The organism is Anabaena sp. UHCC 0399 (assembly GCF_034931465.1).
In the GTDB taxonomy this organism is placed as follows: domain Bacteria; phylum Cyanobacteriota; class Cyanobacteriia; order Cyanobacteriales; family Nostocaceae; genus Trichormus; species Trichormus minutissimus.
On sequence record NZ_JAYGGZ010000033.1, the window covers coordinates 31,616 to 53,223 of the forward strand.

General features: G+C 40.5%; 16 protein-coding genes and 1 pseudogene. 9 read left to right on the forward strand and 8 right to left on the reverse strand.

From position 1 onward, the window contains the following. Positions 1 to 454: 454 nt before the first annotated feature. The 4 genes from VB693_RS17805 (at position 455) to VB693_RS17820 (ending at position 3,308) form a co-directional block, all read left to right on the forward strand. On the forward strand, positions 455 to 652 hold the full coding sequence (locus tag VB693_RS17805; RefSeq protein ID WP_323267417.1) for a transposase: 198 nt from the start codon (positions 455 to 457) through the stop codon (positions 650 to 652). A gap of 737 nt (positions 653 to 1,389) precedes the next feature. Next, positions 1,390 to 1,701 carry a chromosome segregation ATPase gene (locus VB693_RS17810; protein WP_323267418.1) on the forward strand — a complete coding sequence of 104 codons (312 nt, stop codon included), beginning with the start codon at positions 1,390 to 1,392 and terminating at the stop codon, positions 1,699 to 1,701. Between the two features lie 282 nt (positions 1,702 to 1,983). Next, positions 1,984 to 2,775: a class I SAM-dependent methyltransferase gene (locus tag VB693_RS17815; RefSeq protein WP_323267441.1), complete on the forward strand. Its 792-nt coding sequence runs from the start codon at positions 1,984 to 1,986 to the stop codon at positions 2,773 to 2,775. 23 nt (positions 2,776 to 2,798) lie between these two features. Continuing rightward, positions 2,799 to 3,308 carry a hypothetical protein gene (locus VB693_RS17820; RefSeq protein WP_323267419.1) on the forward strand — a complete coding sequence of 170 codons (510 nt, stop codon included), beginning with the start codon at positions 2,799 to 2,801 and terminating at the stop codon, positions 3,306 to 3,308. A gap of 199 nt (positions 3,309 to 3,507) precedes the next feature. On the opposite strand, the gene VB693_RS17825 is transcribed toward VB693_RS17820, so the two are convergent. Then, positions 3,508 to 4,674 (reverse strand): extracellular solute-binding protein, encoded by a 1,167-nt coding sequence (locus VB693_RS17825; protein ID WP_323267420.1) that lies wholly within the window; start codon positions 4,672 to 4,674, stop codon positions 3,508 to 3,510. Between the two features lie 579 nt (positions 4,675 to 5,253). On the opposite strand from VB693_RS17825, the gene VB693_RS17830 reads away from it, so the two are divergent. Further along, positions 5,254 to 5,628 (forward strand): hypothetical protein, encoded by a 375-nt coding sequence (locus tag VB693_RS17830; RefSeq protein WP_190702660.1) that lies wholly within the window; start codon positions 5,254 to 5,256, stop codon positions 5,626 to 5,628. 72 nt (positions 5,629 to 5,700) lie between these two features. Here VB693_RS17830 and cobT read toward each other — a convergent pair whose 3' ends face one another. The 3 genes from cobT to VB693_RS17845 all read right to left on the reverse strand — a co-directional run bounded on the left by cobT (position 5,701) and on the right by VB693_RS17845 (position 8,543). After that, positions 5,701 to 6,882 (reverse strand): nicotinate mononucleotide-dependent phosphoribosyltransferase CobT, encoded by a 1,182-nt coding sequence (gene cobT, locus VB693_RS17835; protein WP_323267421.1) that lies wholly within the window; start codon positions 6,880 to 6,882, stop codon positions 5,701 to 5,703. A 241-nt stretch (positions 6,883 to 7,123) separates the two neighbouring features. After that, complete coding sequence (locus VB693_RS17840; protein ID WP_323267422.1) at positions 7,124 to 7,855, reverse strand: DUF2232 domain-containing protein; 732 nt, start codon at positions 7,853 to 7,855, stop codon at positions 7,124 to 7,126. A gap of 13 nt (positions 7,856 to 7,868) precedes the next feature. Further along, positions 7,869 to 8,543 carry a Crp/Fnr family transcriptional regulator gene (locus tag VB693_RS17845; protein ID WP_190702670.1) on the reverse strand — a complete coding sequence of 225 codons (675 nt, stop codon included), beginning with the start codon at positions 8,541 to 8,543 and terminating at the stop codon, positions 7,869 to 7,871. Positions 8,544 to 9,193: 650 nt separating this feature from the next. Between VB693_RS17845 and VB693_RS17850 the strand changes: the two genes are divergently transcribed. Beyond that, positions 9,194 to 13,369 carry a hypothetical protein gene (locus VB693_RS17850; RefSeq protein WP_323267423.1) on the forward strand — a complete coding sequence of 1,392 codons (4,176 nt, stop codon included), beginning with the start codon at positions 9,194 to 9,196 and terminating at the stop codon, positions 13,367 to 13,369. An 87-nt stretch (positions 13,370 to 13,456) separates the two neighbouring features. Here VB693_RS17850 and VB693_RS17855 read toward each other — a convergent pair whose 3' ends face one another. The 3 genes from VB693_RS17855 to VB693_RS17865 all read right to left on the reverse strand — a co-directional run bounded on the left by VB693_RS17855 (position 13,457) and on the right by VB693_RS17865 (position 16,275). After that, on the reverse strand, positions 13,457 to 14,269 hold the full coding sequence (locus VB693_RS17855; RefSeq protein ID WP_190702707.1) for a carbohydrate ABC transporter permease: 813 nt from the start codon (positions 14,267 to 14,269) through the stop codon (positions 13,457 to 13,459). A gap of 120 nt (positions 14,270 to 14,389) precedes the next feature. Continuing rightward, entirely contained in the window at positions 14,390 to 14,965 is a 576-nt protein-coding gene (locus VB693_RS17860) for a 5-formyltetrahydrofolate cyclo-ligase (RefSeq protein WP_323267424.1), read from the reverse strand. A gap of 227 nt (positions 14,966 to 15,192) precedes the next feature. Beyond that, positions 15,193 to 16,275, reverse strand: a complete 1,083-nt coding sequence (locus VB693_RS17865) for an NAD-dependent epimerase/dehydratase family protein (protein WP_323267425.1) — start codon at positions 16,273 to 16,275, stop codon at positions 15,193 to 15,195. 517 nt (positions 16,276 to 16,792) lie between these two features. Here VB693_RS17865 and VB693_RS17870 point away from each other — a divergent pair. Beyond that, positions 16,793 to 17,824, forward strand: coding sequence for an isochorismatase (locus VB693_RS17870; RefSeq protein WP_323267426.1), 1,032 nt, complete (start codon positions 16,793 to 16,795; stop codon positions 17,822 to 17,824). Between the two features lie 66 nt (positions 17,825 to 17,890). Here the strand turns inward: VB693_RS17870 and ftsH are convergent. Continuing rightward, positions 17,891 to 19,853, reverse strand: a pseudogene (ftsH, locus tag VB693_RS17875) (ATP-dependent zinc metalloprotease FtsH). Positions 19,854 to 20,038: 185 nt separating this feature from the next. Between ftsH and VB693_RS17880 the strand changes: the two are divergent. After that, complete coding sequence (locus VB693_RS17880) at positions 20,039 to 20,218, forward strand: hypothetical protein (protein WP_323267442.1); 180 nt, start codon at positions 20,039 to 20,041, stop codon at positions 20,216 to 20,218. A gap of 90 nt (positions 20,219 to 20,308) precedes the next feature. Further along, positions 20,309 to 21,448, forward strand: coding sequence for an AI-2E family transporter (locus VB693_RS17885; RefSeq protein WP_323267427.1), 1,140 nt, complete (start codon positions 20,309 to 20,311; stop codon positions 21,446 to 21,448). Positions 21,449 to 21,608 lie beyond the last annotated feature (160 nt).

Sequence of the window (21,608 nt, forward strand, 5' to 3'; positions counted from 1 at the left end):
AAATTTAATTGCTACACTTCACTATATGCTCCAACATCAAAACGCTTTTATTAGATGTAACTATTTTAGAGATTGTTAATTTGATTTATATCCGTGGAAATTCTGATTTTTATTACCAATAAAAATCCTATGAGTCAAAAATATTTATGAGTTGTATCGAAGTATTTAAAAAAATAAAATTTAGTTACAAAATTTACATCTTTTCTGAACTTTTAACTTGCATCAAGCTCGAACGACTGGAAGTCATAGGTATATATCCCTTCGAGGGTAGTACTCAAGACGTAATGATGGAAAAGTAGAGTTTCTTTCTGGTCTCGTCTCAGTTTATGGTTATTTTTGGCGATGGAGCAAAGATGGTACATGGTTAAAGATTCACGACAAACTTTACCAGTGGTTTCGGGTTGCTGCTGGACGGGAACCCAGTCCATCAGAAGCCGCAGTTGACAGCCAATCAATGGAAACCGCAACGATGATTTCCATTGATGTGGGCTATGACGCAGGTAAAAAGATACATGGACGCAAGCAACATCTAAGTGTGGATCTGTTAGGGCTGGTTTTGCCGGTGTTGGTAACTTCTGCCAGTCTTCCTGAACGTGAAGGAGCCAAAAAAGTTCTCAACCGAGTTCACGATACAGGCAATCCAATCAAGTAAAACGCTTGAACATTCTTTGGATCGATCGAGGATATAGAGGTGAAGAATTTATGCATTGGGTAATGGATATGTTTCGCTCGATAGTGACAATTGTTCTTAGACCCTTGGAGAAATGGGTTCTATCAATAGTGAATATCAATTGTTTCTTCTCTCGGATATAGCTATTTCTTACCCATCGTTTTAAGAGCGGAAACCATAGGTACTCAATTGATAACTGCGGTAGTGATAAAAATCTTTTTATACTCCTGCACCTACTTTCAAATAAAATTGGTTGCGGAAATACTGATGAGAGCTTTTCTATCGTCACAGTTTTATGAAACTGTAGCAGCATCACTAAGATTTCTAGCATCTTGTACTGTGTCGGTGTCAGTACCTTTTCAAAGCAGTTTTGGTAGAATTTAGGTATCATTTTCATTTGATAGGTCTTGTTGACAATAACTGACCTATCTTTTTTTACCCTAAAACGGTAACACTCCTCTACTGACATGGCTTCAGCCGCTTTGTCACCCCGTCAGGAAGAACCTAAATTTTCTCCACGACTTACTTAATTTATAAATGCTGTTAACAAATTGTATCTAGAGTTCGATTACCAAAAATTACAAAAAAAATTTAATAATAGAAACTAATAAATATTATTTTGCAGGACAGTTGAATAGAGATTCTTTACTTGCTAAACTAAAAATCTCTTATAAATTTTGAGATTCCCAGATAGTTCACCTCCAGCACAGCCGTAAAATATGCACCCAGTACAACCGATAGAGCCATCATTGCCAGAACCTATTAGTGGTAATTGGTATTTACTCACTGTTCGTTCTAAAAAAAGGGACTCATTTCTAAAATATCTAAATCTTGCCATTGCTCAACATAATTTACAAGAATTAATTTTAGAAATAAAAATTCCGCAGGATAAAGTCTATGAAGATATTGTTTTGCTGAATTTAAGCAACTTTAATACTGCAAATTCTCAATTACAAAAAATTGATCATTTTCAAAGTCTTCAACGCAAACCATTACCATTGGTACAGGTTAGCCGAATGGCAGGAAACTAATAATCTGCTTTGATGAAATTATCTTGCTATTAAACCCTACCTAAGCAAAAAAATATAACTACGCCACGCTACCCCAGCAAAAACTAAAGGGAGTTACTATACCTCATTAACTTCCTGAACTATCTCTAAAAACTTATATAGTTTGGGAAGTCTCATTTTTACGCCACGCCAAATCATAGCGATGACCTCCGGTCGGCGGAACGCCATCTCTACGAGAGGCTGCGCCAACGCCACTGGCGGTGCAGCCTCATGAATATCCTGTGATTAAGCAGTCATCAAAAAATTAACAATCTTATGAATAATTTTGTGAAATCCCAAAATTATTGGAATGCGGCTTTTTATGAAAATCAACATAACTTCGTTTGGCAATACGGCGCAGACTTGCTGCAATTACTCAATCCCCAGCCAGGAGAATTAATTCTAGATTTGGGTTGTGGAACTGGACAACTGACAGAAAAAATTGCCCAGTTAGGAGCTAACATCAGGGGAATTGATAGTGCAGTAACGATGATTGAGAAAGCTAGACAAAACTATCCTCATCTGCCTTTTGATGTCGCGGATGCCCGCAATTTTCTAGTAGAACAGCCATTAGATGCGGTCTTTTCCAATGCAGCACTCCATTGGATCAAACCACCGGAAACTGCTACACGTTGCATATATCAAGCACTCAAACCAGGAGGACGATTTGTAGCTGAATTTGGCGGAAAAGGGAATATTAGCGCAATTATTACAGCTTTATATCTTGGATTAACAGCCAATGGTATTTCTCAACCACAAATACTGAACCCTTGGTATTTTCCTAGTATAGGGGAATACGTTACTATATTAGAAGCACAGGGATTTGATGTAATCTATGCCACCTTATTTAACCGTCCCACTCCCCTATCGGAAACAGAAGCAGGTCTAGCAAACTGGATAAGGATGTTTGCTAATGATTTCTTTATCGGTCTATCTTCCGAACAAAAAACCCAAGTCATTTATGAAGTGGAAAATAGTCTGCAAGAACAACTTTATCACCAGGGAATATGGACAATAGATTATCGAAGAATTCGCATAATTGCTATTAGAATTTAACTCAAACAGGAGTGAGTTTAGCTATGCTTAGACACAAAATACTATCATTACTAACCATAACTCTCAGCCCAATTTTATTTTTCTCAACTCTACCGTCAATAGCTGAGACTTCATCAATTACAAAATATTCAGATGCACCTTTAAATCTAGATTTACTTAATAACCCCCAAGGCGGTGTATTGACAGCCAATACCATTAAATTAACAGGACTAACTACTCCTAGTTTATGGTTAGCAAAAGAAATTTCTGAGAACAAGTTATTGGATAACTGGATAGCATATCCATCTACTCAAGCTGAACCTAGTAGAGTAGACCTAGTAGTTAATCAACAAATTTGGAGTTTGTTAGATTATCTAGAACGTTATGAGTTTGTGAATCGCTTGGGTAACACAGCCAGAAAAGACAATTATAATTTGCGGGTTTTTAATTATCAAGGGGATTTATTGGCAAGCTATACCTGTAAATTTCCGACTAATCCCACTGCTTGTAATATCCAGATGAATGTTCAGTATAAGTTAGGTTTAAACCGCTAGAGCAATAGTATAGTCACACACCAAAACTTTAAAAATCTGAGGGATAAAGAGGTTGAAGAAATATTTTGCTACAACCTAAATTTAATTAATTTGTAGTGAATTTACTAGGCAAAAGCTCTGCCTTTCTTCTCGCTAACCTCTGCGTGCCTCTGCGGTTAAAAAAACTTAAAAAGATACCATTCATTTAATCATTGCATAGTTATGCTTTGATTTTGGTAAATAAATTTTCATACTGTTTGTTAGTTTCTGGTGAAACAGGAAGCAAAAATTCACTTTTGTCGAAAACTTCACGACTATTCAATAACAAACTGGTGAATGATGGCTGAATATCAGAAGCGGCGATATCTTTAGCCATTGGAGAATTACTTTTAGTCTGTAAAGCAATTTGCTTGGCAATCTTTGTTTGCCAACAAAAATCAATCCATTGCGACGATAAATTGTCCTTACCTACACCCTTGGGACTGACCCACAAATCTGACCAAATAGCTGTTCCAGAATAGGGAATAACCATACTCAGTTTTGGATAACGACTTAAAATTGGTACTATGTCACTTGACCAACCAACTGCCAACCAAGTATCGCCCATAATTAAAGGTTCTAGGTAGGTATTAGAACTGTAGAATTTTACCTGTTGGTTTAAGGCTTTAAGTTCTGCTGCTAATTGTGGAACTGAGTCTAGATTTGTAGTGTTGTAGGATTTGCCTAGTTTCTTGAGAACTAAACCAATTACTTCTCTGGGTTGGTTGAGTAAAGAAAAATGCGATCGCAATTCGTCCCGCCACAAATCACTCCAATCCTGCGGTGTCCATCCCAATGCTTGAAACTTTTCTCGGTTATACACCATAACTGTACTACCCCAACGGTAAGGCGCAGCCCAAACCTTTCCTTGAGGATCTGGGAAACCTTGGTCGTTGCGTGTCACTAATTCTTGCCATCTAGAATCTAAACCAGGCCAATTCTTTAACTGTTTTGGTTCTAGTGGTTGAATTAATTGCTGTTCAATTGCTGTTTGCAGCCAATAATCTCCCAATGTCAACAAGTTAGCTAACGTAGGAGTTTGCGATTGTCTAAATGGGATGAAGCGACTCCATCCTGCATCTTCATTGCTTTTTGGTTTTTGCTGCCAAGCTTGCAATTGCTTAAAAGCATCTTGGATATGTGGAACTGGAGCAAACTTAAGTTGCACCTGTTGCTGCAAATTCTTGCGAAATTTATCAACTACTTGAGCAGGAATAGAATCTTTCAATAATTGGACATTGAGTTGTGCTTGCTTATTGTTACCGCACCCAATTAATAGTTGTGAAACTGCCAATCCACCCATACTAAGGAGAAAAGACCGTCGATTAATAGATTCGAGATGATACATATATAAAAATGTATAAGAATATATTATTGATTAACTAACACAAACATCCTCATTTTTCAACATAGGTGTAGGGCGCAGTGAGTAGTCCATTAGGCTGCTGTGCCGATTGGAAGGGACTGCGAACCCGGATGGAGAAGCAGAGGAGATAAGAAGTAATTTTTTGACGGTTGACTTTTTTCTGCTCAATGCCCACTTCCTTTTATCCGCTAAGAGCTTAACATTGTCAGCATTTCTTCATGATTAGATTGTTTATTTATACAACTTTATGTTAATAAAACTACAAATCAACAATATAGGTCTATGGGCAGTAATTTGGGCTTTTAGTCTATTTTTCTGTCAATTTTGAAGAAAATCAAAGAGCCAGTGACTTGATAAATTTGCCAGAAATAACCTCTAAAGCTTAATTAATCTCAATATCTAATGAGCATTAGCTGGAAACAATGTTGAGTCATGTATAAAAATAATTAGCTAAGTATCATATTCCCCTGAAAGATTTGAATAATTAAATAATTCATAAGTATGTTTAACATTGTCAGTAAATTGAATAACATATAGAAAATGTGCAGCCGAGGGTATTAAATGGAGCTATTACAAGAACAAATCTTAACTGTAAGTAATAAACTGGATGCCCTCTATCAGTTTATTGAGCAACTCGACTTAAAAGTGGCTCAAGCTGTTTCAGAATGCTCCTTAGCAAGAACAGAAGCAAAGGAAAATGTCCAGGAAAGTAGCGATCCTACTTACTCCCAGTTCAAAGGACAGATCAAGTTCAATTCGGAACTAGAACACAAGGATGTGTTAATAGACGGCGTTTATCTAGAAATGAATCGCCAAAGTGGAGAGAAAAATTTATCACCAGAAATTCAAATACAGAGACTAACAGCACAATTAACCGCAGCATACAATCGTATTGCAGCTTTAGAAGAACAATTACTTAGAGAGAGAATACATTAATAGTGCTGAGTTATGAGTTGGGGATTGACTCAGAATTCAGTACGGGGTTTTGCCTGGCTAGACTAAAAAAATTTATAACTTTTGATTATTAATTTGGCTTAGTTGTTCAATTTGGGCTTCGATCGCAGCTAAAAGTTGCTCTTGCTGCCAATTTTGGCTGAGATGGGCGGCTATACAAGCTGCGCCAGCACCAACTCCTTCCTTAACAAATCCCCGTTCATAGGCTTGAAGTTGGGGGTAAGAAGAATTAGCAAAACTCAAACTGGTAGCTAGTAAGGGAGGAGTTTGACTATCAGGATATTTGCTATTTTTGCCTAAACTGAGGGCGAGATTAACTGTATCACCCGTAGAATCTTCCGCTACCCATCGGGTTGTACCTACAACTACTGCGGCTGGTTGCCAAGATAATTTATAAGTCTGTGCGATCGCACTAGTGAGAGCATAAACCGCCAGCATTTGCGTCCCACCAGCCAACATTACACCACAACGACGACTAGCGGCGATCGTCATCCCAGCCACTACTACCTGCATCGGATCACCAACCGCCGCAACTAATTCTAGCGGATCAATGGGAACAGCGTGAGGAGACTGGAGAGATAAAAAAGCATCTTCTCCCTTGTCCCCCTTGTCCATCTTTACCAAACCTTCCTGCACCACTTGCCATTTTTGTTCGTGGTTACAAATAGGGTGGCTACTATTGACTTTTCCGACTGCGTTTACACCCAAGCCCGTTAAAATCGCTAAAGCTGTTGTAGTCCCACCAACAACACATTCACTCAAAATCAAATATCCTTTTTGATTTTTGTCCGCTAGGCGATCGCCCCAAAGCAGTCCTTGCTTAAATAATTTGTGTACAGTTGTTAACTCTATTGCTGTGCCTGTACTTAAACATCTAGCTGGACAACCGCCCAAATCAATGAGTGGCATAGATACAATTTGAGGCAATCCAGCATCAAATAAATATACTGGTATATTTAGCAACTCCACAACAGCGCGAGAAATCAACACAGGTGATGCTCCCGCCGTCAGTGGAGGTAAAGGATATTGGGGTTTGTGTTCTGCACCGTAGTATAAAAATTCAGCATCAGCACAGGCAGTATATTTCCGATCCTCTGGAGTGCAACCAGCTGCGGAAATTCCAGGAATCAACCCAGTTTCCGTAAAACCTAAAACACAAGCAAACAGAGGAACATGACCGCGATATTGCCTCAGCCATGCCTCACCCTGTTCTTTTTCGGTATAGATGTGAATCATACAATTTAAGTGGTGAGTTGAGTGCTGAGTAATGAGTGCTGAGTAATGAGTGCTGAGTAATGAGTGCTGAGTAATGAGTGCTGAGTGGGGTATTAGGAACAAAGTCTTTCCAGTCCCCAGTCCCCAGTCTCCAATCCCCAGTTATTTAATTTTGAATTTTGTAGCTTGCTTTGCTACGCAACGCTACCGCGAACTCCGGAGGAGTATTTTGAATTTTGAATTGATTTGTCCCCAGTCCTCTTCAATAATCCATCAAAACTTGTACCCAATGTGGTGGACGGGGGATAGGATTGCCTAGTCGATCTAACAATAACGATGCGGCTAAATGTACTACAAATAGGTAGATAAAGTTATTAATAATAATCAAGGCTACTGCCCCCATCTGAATGAAAAATACATTGGGGCTAGCTAATAATCCCAACTTGAGGAATAGCCACTCTGTTAGTTCTGTGACTTGGTTGATTATATAAATCCATAGGTCTTCTCCCGATAACACAGATAGCAACCACAGGCGAAAAAATACGCCTAAAGTACCTAATAGCGTCCCCAAGGTGATAGATACTAGCCAAGGGACACGACGATACCATGTAGCCCCAAGTAGCACACCCATAAATGCAAAGGGCATAACAAATAATAGACTGCGAACTGGCCCCATCAGTACCGATAGGAGTAACCCAGAGGTGACAGCAGCCATCCATGCAGCTCGTTTGCCCCAACGCAGGTAAACTAAAGCGATCGGTACAGGGAAGAATATCCGCAACACTGGCCCTAGGGGAAAGTAAAAATTGATGAACCAAATCAAGCTAGCCGCACTGGCTAAAAATGCTGTTTCTACCATTCTTAAGGGTGCATCAACTTTTAATTGCGGTTGCTTTAACTGTGCTGGCTGATCTGGCCATTGATGGGGTGAAGGTTGAGACTCAGGGGATGGATTTTCCTGTGAGTCATCTGGCAGAGAATCTAAAATACTCATCTGGAAAAAGTTGTTAAACGATCATTTTCTCTAAGGCTGACAAATCTGGGATACAAATGTTGTCTTGATCTCGCTTAATCAAGCCTTTTTTTTCTAGTCTTGTCAATACTCTAGTGACTGTCTCTCGCGCTAATCCACTCAAACTACTCAGTTCTCTGTGGGGTAAATTGGGAATTTCTGTTCCTGTTTGTCCGCGTTTTCCTTGGCCTTCTGCCAAAAACAGTAATGTGTCTGCTACCCGTGACAGACTATCAGATTCTCGCAACCGCAGTCGTCGATTTACTTGTCGTAAACGCCGAGCCATAAGTTGTGATAAGTGGACTCCCGCTAAAGGTTCTGCATAGATTAACTTCACAAAATCCTGGGATGGCATACTGCCGATTATTGTAGGAGTTAAGGTGATGACATCTGTAGAGCGGGGTACTTCATCTAATGCCGCCATTTCGCCAAATAGTTCCCCTTTACCAAGAATATTTAATGTTACTTCTTTGCCTTCTAGATTGTAGGTACGGATTTTGACCCAGCCATCGACTATAAAATACACAGAACCACCCCAGTCATTTTCTAGCAGAATCACTTGATTAGCTGGGTGTGTGCGTGTCACAAGATGGTTAAGGGCTATCTCCACTGAGGTTTCTGGTAACCCTTGAAAAAAGGGAGCTGAGTTTATCCACGGATTCTCTTCCATTACAACATTATTAAGGCGGTTATATAAAACGAGCAAGAACGCTAAGTTTTGCCTAAGCGTGATAAATACATTTAATTGTAAAAGAACACTAAGTTATATTACACAAGCAGGGGCTTTAGAGTGTTTTTTCTCAACAATTGTGACCTACTATTATACAGTCTGTACTTTCTTACACACTGTTTTCTACTTGAGGAGTAATCCGGGAAAAGGCCAGCTGCATTGCTAACAGAAGTACTCAAAAATATAACTAAACAACAATTATGATACTCAAAGTTGCTAATTTTTGCTAATTTAAAGTTTTTGCGGTTGGCTAGCGAAAGGTAGTCAGTAATCTGGCTTGGCGATTTGGATTTTTTTATGTTTTTATACTATTGAAGTTATCAAGGCGATGTTATCCCCTTAAGAACTACCTGATACGACCAATCTAAGAATACTTTTGTGTTCTAGAATTACTACTTGCTCAAACATATGTTACTAAATGGCGATGGCATAACCGCCTAGCATAGCTGATAGCCTCCGGCAAATTTACATAATGCTACAACTTGCAGTTATCCATAAAACAATTATGCTGAGTTTTATTTGATACTTAAATAGTTGTAAATTAATTTCCACCATCGGTTAACCTAAAATTTTAGCTAAGGTAATTTAAAGTGACTTTCCGCAACGATGAAATTCAAAAACTAATTGCAGATATTGACAACTTACTGAACAGCAATGGTAAGCGCCTGTCTAGGCTTCTGTCTAGTCAGGCGCAAGAGCCGAAAGAGGTTTTAGAAAGAACTCGCGATTTTCTAATTCAGCTACAAGAGTCTGAGAGATCAGAACACTCTCAACAAAATTGGTCTGTGGGACAGTCTCAAAAATCGCCGTTGTTGGAGAAGTTTATCGACCAGGGTCAGAATCAGGCGACATCACCACCAATCGCAAGTCATCAAGAATCTACTCATTCCCTCACTGAACAAATAAAAAATGAATTGTTGACCTGTATACAGCCATTGCAAGCAGAAATTACAGCACTGTTGCAAGAGCGGACAGTTTTGGCACAAGAAATTAGACAGCTAGAGCAAAGGCGACTACATAACTACTCTTTAAGTCAACAACTGGCAAACCAAGAGCAAATCATTACCGAATTTTTACAAGTGCTGATGAGTCGCCTAGCACCAGCGTTAATGCCCAAAATAGCTGAGGCAAGAGTAAATTATTCTAGTGATGTTAATAATCATCATCAAAGCGATCTAGAACCTACAACTGCTACTAATCAAGCCTTCTGGGAATCCTCATCACAAACAGAACACTTAACGCAACTAACTCAAGACTTAGATCAACGTTTGTTGTCTTTGGACGGCACTGTAAATGTTGTTTTTGATGCCTTACAGCGAAATGTTAATACTTATCATGAATCTTTATCTCAAGCACTCGTAAGAATGCACAGTCGGGGTTTGCAAGGCGAACAATTGCTGGTAAGCCTACTAAATAATTTGACGCAACATATACAGCAAAATTTATCTAGTTTTTCAGCACCTACTCCTAAGTTAGAAAATCAAACTCCTGCTGTTTCACCATCAAGCGTTAGTCCAGTTGCTCCAGACTTATTGCACCCAACTGACGTTAACCTATCTGTAGAATCGGAACTTTTCTTTACAGATAATATCAATGAAAAATCTCTCATCTTAGCAGCAGATTTAGATGCAACAATGAGCGATCGCGTTCCGCCCACTATAGGCGTTGGCGCAGCCTCTGTCTCCGACACGATCCGCGAACATGAAGATAGTCTGCAACCGACGGTCGATCATCACCTTTTAGAAACGGCCGAATTTGAGGACTTAATGACCGATGAATTAGATAAAATGCTTTTGCAGCTTGGTGTTGATGAGTCTATATCTGCTGAAAATTTGACTACCCCAGATATTTTATCTGAGGATAGTGGGGAATCAACTGATGATGAAGTTGATCGGATTTACGCCAGTTTGTTTGGTAGTGACAATTATTTGATTAATGCCCTTCTGGAATTAAATTCCGAGTCAGTAACCGAGGATTTACCAGGGTTAGAGGAATCTGATAGTGTAGCGATCGCGCCTCAAAATATTCTCTCCGAGGTCGATACGGCGGCAATGATGCCAGAAGCCTGGTTTGATGAATCAGATACCGATTTTTTTGATGATACTAACCCTGAGAATATCCCAGATCCGCCCATTGAATCCACAGACTTATTATTATTTGCAGAACTAACTCCAAGTAGTAGTTTTGTAGATGCGGTAGACTTGCCAGCAATACAGCCAAGCCATGAAGATACAATTACATCTTTAACAGATTTATTTGCAGATGTAGATATTGAAGAACTGGCAAGAAGCAGGCAATTAGAGGAAACCGCCCCGCTGCCCACTCTCTCGACACCAGAACCTGTGATTGCAGAACAGTTACCAGTAGCTTCTGCTATGGAGGATGTGAAAGCTTTAATTGTAGAAACAGTAGAGCAAAAGCCACCAGCATTAACTCACAAAGAACCGGAACAGCTACCAGCACCATTTATTCCGGCTTCACCCCAAGAAAATTTACTGTCACCAGAAGTCACTCAATTAGCCAATCTCCCCGAAATTGCTCTGAACGAAGAGCAATGGCTCAAATTACACCAAGATTTGGCCAAGCTTGACGAACCAAACCCACAGACACCACAATCACCAATAATTGGGTTGGAAAGTGCAGAGTTTTGGGTAAGCGATGGGCTACGCGATCGCCAACAATTAGATCAAGAAGTAACAGAAAATACCTTGGCTGTGGACTTCTCCCCTCCAGAGGTTTCCCCAGCTAATCCCATTTCCACACCGCAAACAGAAGCTGCCTTAGACTTTAGCCCCACTGAAAAAAAAAAGGAAGTCACAACAACCGCTTACGACAGTTCTGTCATCATTCCTGATAGTCCCATAGACAATACAGAAATTACACCTGATACTCTAGACTCCGTTTGGTATTTAGGCATTGATTTGGGGACGACAGGGATTTCTGCCACTTTGTTAAATCGTTCTACTGGCGTTGTCTATCCGATTTGTTGGTCAGCAGAACAGCAACCGGGAACGAATAACTTCCAGCAATCCTTCCGTTTACCCGCAGAAGTTTATCTGCCTAACACTTCTTTACCTCCCAGACAGGCTGACGGCAGCGATGAGAAAGCATCTCATCTAAAAAATCATCTTTATTCAGCGCAGTTAAAACCATATTTACAGGTAGCAATTCCCTATAAAAATGAGCAGGAAAAATGGCAACCTGTATTGCAATTTAACGAATTTTCAGCCGGCCCGTTAATTTGGATAGTGCGATCGCTCTCGAAGTTACTTTTGACTCTGAAAGCAGACCGTGACAGCACAACTCAAGGGTTAATTGCCACAGCCGTAGGCTTGGATGAAAGCAGCTTCCACAGCATTATTGATCAGATTGCTGGTGTGATTTGTAACTCACCCTCTAGTTGGTCAGAACAATATCGCTTCAATGTGCGGGAAGCTTTACTCACAAGTAGATTAGTCCAACATCCCCAGCAAGTATTTTTTGTAGAAGAAGCGATCGCTAGTCTACTGAGTATCCTCAATGGTGCTAATGGTGAAACAGTACAATTTAGCACCAATGAAGGTTTAACCCCGGCTCAAAGCAGCGATTATGCGATCGTCGGCAATACTCTCGTGATTAATATTGGTGCAACTGCCACAGAAATGGGATTGGTCGATGTACCAGATAGGTTAGAACAACTTACCCACAATCATTTCATGCTTCATGGTTTTGCCTATGCCAGCAAAGGGATTGAGCAAGACATTATCTGTCAGTTATTATTACCATCCAAATACCGCCAATCGCGTGGAGAAAACCCAGAAGATAACCAAAAAATTCATAGTAACCCTTGGCAATGGCAATCAGCCTTTCCAGATTTAGACGAAGCGCAGTGGGAAAGTTTGGGTTTAGAAGATTTAGAATTACCGCGTGTGGGAGAACCAGATATCGAAGCGCGGATTCTCTTACAGCAGCGTCTCGAAAGTTCCCTACTAGGACAAGCTGTACTAGATGCAGCCCTAGCTTTAAAACTGATCTTACAACGCCAAGAGACTTTTAGCTTTGAATTGGCTGACCAACGCTGGATTTTACAGCGTCGAGATTTAGAAACTCAAGTATTTGTCCCCTTTGTCCGTCGCCTCAACCGGGAACTCAATAAGTTATTAGTAGCGCGTGGTATTCCCACTGAAGCGATTAACCAAGCCATTTTAAGCGGTGGAGTGGCGAATTTAGGCGTAATTAATCGTTGGTTGCGGCAGAAACTTCCCAACGCCAAGATGATGCAAGATACGTACCTAGGTGACAACGGCATTCCTAACTGTAGTCGTGTCGCCTATGGTTTGGCTGTACTACCCCTACATCCCCAAGTTTTAGAAGAATCTCGTCATCAATATACAGATTATTTCCTGTTTACAGAATTACTGCGGCTTTTACCAGACCGAACTCTGGCATTTGGGGAAGTTCTACAACTATTTGAGGCTCGTGGTATTAATACCAGCACTTGTCAACAAAGACTTTTGGCTTTCTTAGAAGGAGAACTACCCCCAGGTTTAATTCCTGTCTCCCCCGAATCTACTTGGCTGACCCAAGACTCTCAAGCTAATTCAGATTATCAGGCGATCGCCTCCACACCCCTGTTTGCAAAACAAGGTAATCTCACCTATCGTCCCAATTTCTCGCAACTGCAAATTTTCCACCGCTATCTAAATGCAATAAAAGCCAGCACTCAGCAGTCCTTGGATGAACCTTACACTATTAATTTTCGTGTAGGGGTGACAGGTGACAGGTGACAGGGGGCAGGGGAGAGTAACTCATACCCAATACTCAATACCCATTTATTTTTGAATTTTGAATTTTGAATTTTGAATTTTGAATTGTTACCCCTTCACCCCACTACCAGTATCTGTAGCTACGATATAACGCTGTAAAACTAGGAATACTAACAAAACAGGTGCGATCGCAATTACTGAACCAGCCGCTACTAAACGCCAGTCTAGAGAAAATGTCCCTGCTAACTTGGCTACTCCCAAGGGTAGGGTGTATAAATTTTCATCTTGAATGACGATCAAAGGCCAAAGAAAGTCACTCCAAGAACCGATAAAGACGAAAATAGCAAGAGTTACTAGGGCTGGTCTAACGGCTGGTAACATAATATGCCACCACAAGCCTAATTCTGAACTGCCATCCATCCGCGCGGCTTCTTCTATCTCTTTGGGAACTCCCATAAAAGCTTGTCTAAGTAGGAAGATACCAAAGGCAGAAGCCACGCTGGGGAAAATCATTCCCAAATAAGTATTTCTCAACCCTAACTGGACTGTCAAAATATATAAGGGTATCATCACGATTTGGAAAGGAATCATAATCGTAGAAACGATCGCAATAAAGATTCCATTTCTTCCCGGAAATGATAGCCGTGCTAAAGGGTAAGCAGCTAAGGAGCAAAACAGCAGATTTAAACCTACAGTCAGCATTGCCACCAATGTACTGTTATAGAGGTACTGCCCAAAAGGTAAAGATTGCCACACCTTAGAGAAGTTTTCTAAGGTAGGTTGACTGGGTAATAACTGCGGTGGCGACTGTAGAATATTTTCTGTCGGTGATTTTAAAGCAGTGCTGATCAGCCACAGTAGAGGAAAGAGTGTGATGATTGCGATCGCACCTAATAAAAAGTACATCATCACAGGTGGCATTCTCGTATTTTTCAATCGAAAATTAGTCACGTCGCTTTCCTCCAATCCAAATTTAAAATTAACAAATTACGTAAAGCCTGCGGCATAGCTGCGCTTAGAACGTAGCCGGGTAAAGCATCATTACGAATTAATATAAAATTCCGTTTCAGTAGCCACAGCAAGTAAAGGTTGATCCCAAGGTTGAATAGGTAGTTGAGTTAAATAGGCAGATTCAAAGACAATTCCTACCGTTGGCTTGTTTGCCCATTCAGTCGAACTCAGCAAGCGATCGTAATAACCACCACCATAACCTAGACGATATCCACGGCGATCGCAAGCAACACTAGGAACAATAATTAAATCAACTTCTTGTGGATTGATAGTTGGTGTTTCAGGATGGGGTTCTTGAATGCCGTAGGAATTAATCTGTAACGATTCCCCAGATTGCCAACTATGCCAGTGTAGCGATTGACCGATGCAGCGCGGAAATCCCCAGCGATATTGATTCTCTCCAAATAGGGGACTAAGGTCAGGTTCTTGGCGAAAGCTGAAATAAGCAAGTATGGTTTTGGCTTCGGTGAAGAGGGTAGAAGCTTGTAAAAGTTTACAGATGCGATCGCTTTTTTCTCGCCATTCTCTAACAGACATCGACTGCCGAGTTTTTAAAAGAGTCCGGCGTAATTTTACCTTATTTAGTTGATGATCAACTTTGTCCATTTAGATTCGTTTAGTGCATCAAGTTTAAATTGATGGATAAGCAAGTTTGTAGTAAGGACTTTAGTCCTGATTTTTCTAAGGACTAAAGTCCTTACTACGAACCGTCAAAACTAAATTGACACAGTAGTAGTTTAGGGTTACAGAACCCCGGCTTCTCTAAAAAACCGGGGTTCTAAATTTGCACTTAACTAAACCGTATGCGGTTACAGGTTACAATGACCTATTCCTTAAGCAGCATTTTGACGATACCAGTCAATAGTATTCTTTAATCCCTGCCGGAAATCGATTTGCGCCGTGAAATTAAAAGCTTGTTTTGCCCGTTCAGTATCCAAACAACGACGAGGTTGACCATTTGGCTGATCTGTTTGCCAAATTATTTCCCCGTCAAACTCCATCAGTTCGCAAATTAAGGTGACTAAATCGCGGATAGAAATTTCATAACCCGTTCCCAAGTTAACTGGTTCGGAGTCATCATAAAATTGTGTCCCCATCACAATGCCTCGTGCCGCATCTTCTGAATACAGAAACTCGCGGGTAGGACTACCATCACCCCAAACAGGGAGTTGTTTGTCTCCCCGAACTTGGGCTTCATAAACTTTGTGAATTAACGCTGGGATGACGTGGGAACTTCTCGGATCAAAATTATCTTCAGGCCCGTATAAATTTACTGGTAGTAAGTAAATACCATTAAAGTTGTACTGCTGACGATAAGATTGCAGTTGTACTAAAAGTGCTTTTTTAGCCACCCCATAGGGAGCGTTAGTTTCTTCTGGATAACCATTCCATAGGTCATCTTCTTTGAATGGTACTGGGGTAAATTTTGGGTAGGCGCAAATTGTACCCACACAAACGAATTTTTCTACGCCTCCTTGATAAGCAGCATGGATGAGTTGAGTCCCCATGATCAAGTTGTCGTAGAATAACTCGGCTGGTTTTTCGCGGTTGAGACCGATACCACCGACGTGAGCCGCTAAGTGAATGATGATATCTTGCTGGTCTACTGCGCGTTGACAATCAAAGCTTACTCGCACATGGGATTGTGCGCCCAAGTTGTAAATTTCTGTAGGCTGGACTTCTTCTAGAATCCGTCGCAGAGTTGTACCATCTGTCAAATCACCGTAATGCAGAAATAACCGCACGCCTTCTTTATGGGGATCTTCGTAAATATGGTCAATACGGTCAGTATTGAAGGTAGAAGTCCGGCGAATTATACCATGCACTTCGTAGCCTTGCTCTAGTAAAAATTCACTCAGATATGAACCATCTTGACCAGTAATACCAGTGATTAAGGCGCGTTTGTTTTGCGTCATGCTTTCTTTATTCCTTTTGGTCCCTATTAAATATATGTAGTCCAATTTACACAACGTAGCAGCTAATTGCCAAATTGCCTAATGGGAAACCTACGAGTTTTAAGGATAGGAGGATTCTATCGTAAATAAATATACTGACAAAAAAGTAAATTTTATGCAGAAATCTACCCTTAAGTCGCTTTGATAAAGATATGTAGAGCTTTGATAAAGATTTATCTTTGTGAAAAATTCATACATTTAGGAATGTTTATGAAGAATGAATAAACCGAGTAATTAAAATCTCAGAACTTTACAGATCAAATAAAATTACGTATGTGATTTCTAATCAGATAAAGCAAAGCTTCAAAATCTCAGTATAGCTCAGATACCAAGATTATTTTTGACAACTAATGTTTTAGTAATGTTATATATATATTTTAGATGTTGCTAATGTCATGTATGAAATATAACTTTATAAGACAATAAATTTCTATCGCAACAATTATTGAGAACTAACAAAAATAATAAAAAATTTCATATGAACAATCAAACAACAACTAAATTACCCATTCACTTCAATTCTGATAAAGTAGGCAAAGTCTGGCGCGTACCTTACCAACAACGCGCAGCCGAAGCAGAATTATGGGCAGAACAACACAGCATCAAACCTGCATCTGTTGATGAAATGCGTATTTGTCTATTATTGATAGATGTACAAAATACTTTTTGTATACCTGAATTTGAATTATTTGTTGGAGGTCAATCGCAAACGGGAGCAGTAGATGATAATCGACGATTGTGTGAGTTTATTTATAAGAACTTAGGCGTAATTACAAAAATTATTCCTACCCTAGATACCCATACAGCCATGCAAATTTTTCATCCTATTTTTTGGGTAAATAAGGCAGGCGAACATCCGACACCAGCAGCTACTAATATTACTCCAGCAGATATTGAAGATGGTATTTGGCAAGTAAACCCAGATATTGCGAATAGTATTAACAGCAACTATGAATTATTGACAAAACACGCCTACCATTACGTTAAGCAACTCAGTCAAGATGGTAAATATCCTTTGACAGTTTGGCCTTATCATTCTATGTTAGGTGGCATTGGTCATGCTTTAGTTTCTGCGGTGGAAGAAGCAATATTTTTCCACTGTATTGCACGGCGAAGTCAAACACAATTTGAAATTAAAGGCGACAATCCGTTAACAGAAAACTATTCTGTTTTACGTCCAGAAGTCTTGCAAAGTTTTGACCAAAGTCCACTAGCCAACAAAAATACACGCTTAATGCAGCAACTTTTAAAATTTGATGCAGTGATTATTGGTGGTCAAGCTAAAAGTCATTGTGTAGCTTGGACAATTGATGATTTATTAACAGAAATTCAACAGATAGATCATACCCTTGCTCAAAAAATCTATCTACTAGAGGATTGTACTTCGCCTGTTGTAGTACCGGGAATTGTAGACTATACAGAACAAGCAGATGCAGCATTTGCTCGATTTGCAGCAGCAGGCATGAATATTGTCAAATCCACTGAATCTATCTGCAACTGGCTGGTTTAAACACAAAAACATAGAAAGAAGGCGATGGTCGGAGACCATCGCCTTTTTTCACTCAATCTACAATTTTTAAACCAAGAGTGTTTGTAATAGTGGTTTTTCTGGGGATAATTTACCTGTCCTTAGCCATTCTGACAGTTCTTCTGGGGTTTGAGCTTGCTGGAGACGTTCCCGTAGTAAAGCACCTTCGAGGATTTCTTTTTGCAACAATTCCTGTGCTGTCTCTTCTAATAAATCACGATTGTATTGCAAAATACTCAAGGCGATATGGTGGGCATTATCCACAATCTGCTTAACTTCGCGGTCAATTTCTTCAGCCACTTTGGGACTAATAGAACGTCGGGGATTACCGTAACCTTCGATAAATTGTTGTTGAGTTTTCTCAAAAGCTACTGGCCCTAGGTGGTCACTCATTCCGTAAAGGGTAACGTAGCGTTCTGCTAAATCGGTGGCTTTTTGAATATCATCACTCGCACCTGTGGAGACTTTACCAAAGACAACTTCTTCGGCGGAACGTCCACCCAACAAGGTAGCAATGCGACCGCGAATTTCATCTTCGATCATCAAGAAGCGGTCTTCTTCAGGCATTTGAATTGTATAACCTAATGCACCGACACCACGAGGGACAACAGAGATTTTTTCAACTCTACCAGCACCAGGCATCAACGCCCCAATAATGGCGTGACCAACTTCGTGATACGCTACAGTTTTCTTCTCGGTTTCGTTCAAAACACGAGAGCGTTTTTCTAATCCAGCCACTAAACGCTCAATGGCTTCATTAAAGTCTGCCATTAGCACAGCTTGGCGATTTTGTCGTGCTGCTAACAGTGCCGCTTCATTGACGAGGTTAGCTAAATCTGCACCAGCAAAACCGGGAGTTTTGATCGCGATATTACCCAAGTCAACATCATCAGCCAATTTGACATTTCTGGCGTGGACATTGAGAATTGCTTCTCGACCAATTTTATCAGGACGATCAACCACAACTTGACGGTCGAAGCGACCGGGACGGCGCAAAGCTGGGTCAAGAACTTCGGGACGGTTGGTAGCGGCGATGATAATGACACCGGTATTAGCGTCAAAGCCATCCATTTCGGTGAGTAACTGGTTGAGGGTTTGTTCTCGTTCATCGTTCCCGCCGACAAAACCGCCAGCACCACCGCGAGATTTACCCAGTGCATCTAACTCATCGATGAAGACAATACAGGGAGCTTGTTTTTTGGCTTGTTCAAACAAGTCACGCACCCGCGCCGCACCCACACCCACAAATAACTCAATAAACTCAGAACCAGAGATACTGAAGAATGGTACGCTAGCTTCTCCTGCGATCGCTTTTGCTAATAGTGTTTTACCAGTTCCCGGCGGCCCTACTAACAGCACACCTTTCGGAATTTTTGCCCCTAATTTAGTGTATTTACCAGCATTTTTCAAGAAATCAACGATTTCTTCCAATTCAGCTTTAGCTTCATCTACACCAGCCACATCAAGGAATTTTACCCCAGTGCTACCTTCAGAGTAAATTCGGGCTTTGCTTTTACCTACCGTCAATGCAGCCGGGCCACCACCTTGACGATTCATTAAAAAGCCCCAAATGCCAAAGAAAATCAACGGAGGAGCAACCCAGCTAAGTAAAGTGCCAATCCAACCATTTTGGTTTGGTGGGGGTGCAGCAAACTCCACATTATTTTCACGGAGAATTTTAGGTAAATCTAAATCAATAGCTACTGGTGTGGTGATGAATACCTGCTCAGTGGCTTGCCCATCTGGAGTTTGAGTTTTGAGAGAATACTCAATGCGATCAGCTACGCTGGGCGGGTACGCCATCGCCACCCACAATCGCCCGATTTACATTACCAGCTTGGACTTGAGCAATAAAATCACTATAGGGTACTTGTGGCGATCGCTGTCCAAAGAAACTAGGCACAATAAAATTCAGGAGTAACAGCAAAGTCAGCAGAATCAAAAAACTGCCGCCAAATTGCCGTAATCTAGGCGGTTTAATTTTTTTATTATTATCAGTTTCCACAGGCATTTTGATATTACCTCAATTTGAATTACGAATTACGAATTACGAATTACGAATTGATCAGTCCCCTGTCACCTAATTTGTAAAGGTTTGTGTAGTTATAGCTTTATTGTAGATACTAGATAATGCAGCCTAAATTAGTGGACACCCCACCGCAAAATGTGTATTGCCGTACTCTTAAGGATAATCAGATGGGTTTTATTGTGAAGTTGCTGGTACTCTCAGCATTGTTATCGGCGTTGATTAAGTATGCAGCACCGAGTTTACCGATTCCCTCAACGGATGCTATTGCTTTAATTATCGTTTTTTTGCCTACAGTAATGATAGCGATCGCTCTAGGCTGGCGATTCCAAACCCAAAAACAAACTTAACTAAAAACCTCTAGGCGACAGTAGCTAAAATCAGCTAACCTACTGGAACTGCTAGGAATCAGCATCACGCCAAAAGTTGGGAGTCAGCCTGTGAACCTTGGTCAATGGATCGGCTTAATCGCCATAGTTATCTCTTTATATATATTGTGGCAAATCAAAGAAGTTTTGCTACTGATGTTTGCTGCTGTCGTCTTGGCTACCACTTTAAATCGGTTAGCTAGGCGTTTCCAACGAGCCGGACTCAAGCGGGGATTTGCTGTTTTGCTGGCGGTAACTATATTTTTTGCCCTTGTGATCGGCTTTTTCTGGTTGATTGTCCCACCTTTTGCCCATCAGTTCAACGAACTCACCTCGCGCGTACCCCAAGGTTTTAACCGCTTTAATACTTGGTTAAATGAATTAAGACCCCGTATTCCACCGCAGTTAGTTTCCTATATACCGGATATCAATAGTCTCATACAACAAGCACAACCTATTGTCAATCGTGTGTTAGGTAGTTCTTTTACCTTTGTCTCTGGTTCTTTAGAAGTTGTCTTAAAGGTTTTACTAGTCCTGGTGTTAACGGGAATGTTATTAGTTGACCCATTGGCTTACCGCCGAGTATTTGTACGCCTGTTTCCCTCATTTTATCGTCGCCGAGTCGAAGGGATTTTAGATCAGTGCGAACTCTCCTTAGAGGGATGGGTAACAGGTGCAATTATTGCTATGGGTGTAGTGGGACTAATGAGTGTTGTTGGCTTATCAATTTTGCAAGTGAAGGCGGCTTTGGCTTTAGGAGTTTTAGCCGGATTTTTAAATTTAATTCCCAATATTGGCCCGACACTGAGCGTAGTTCCAGCAATGGCAATCGCACTTCTAGATAATCCTTTGAAAGCTCTTGCTGTCTTAATTTTATACTTTATTATTCAACAGGTAGAAAGTAGTTTAATCACCCCTGTTGTGATGGCAAAACAAGTTTCTTTGCTACCAGCAGTAACATTAATTGCCCAATTATTTTTCGTGACTTTCTTCGGCTTTTTAGGATTATTTTTAGCTTTACCGTTAACTGTTGTCGCTAAAATTTGGGTGCAAGAAGTATTGATTAAAGATGTTTTAGATGAATGGAGAGATAACCATGCTCAAGAAACTGAGTTAGTGATAGTTTCTCGCTCTCCTGAAGTTGATGAAAAATGGACAGAGGATAAACCAGCTAATAATTTAAATGATGATGCTTTATCTCAGGAAGATTAGTTAATTTTCCCCCTTCCCTAGTAGGGAAAGGGGGTTAGGTTTTGCGTTAACTTTTCCACATAACGTAAAAAGCCAGGAAGTTCCTTCGTACTTTCACTTAAATTTATTCGAGCTAAAAAACACCGCCGCCAGCACAATTAAACCCAAAAGGACTAAGGGA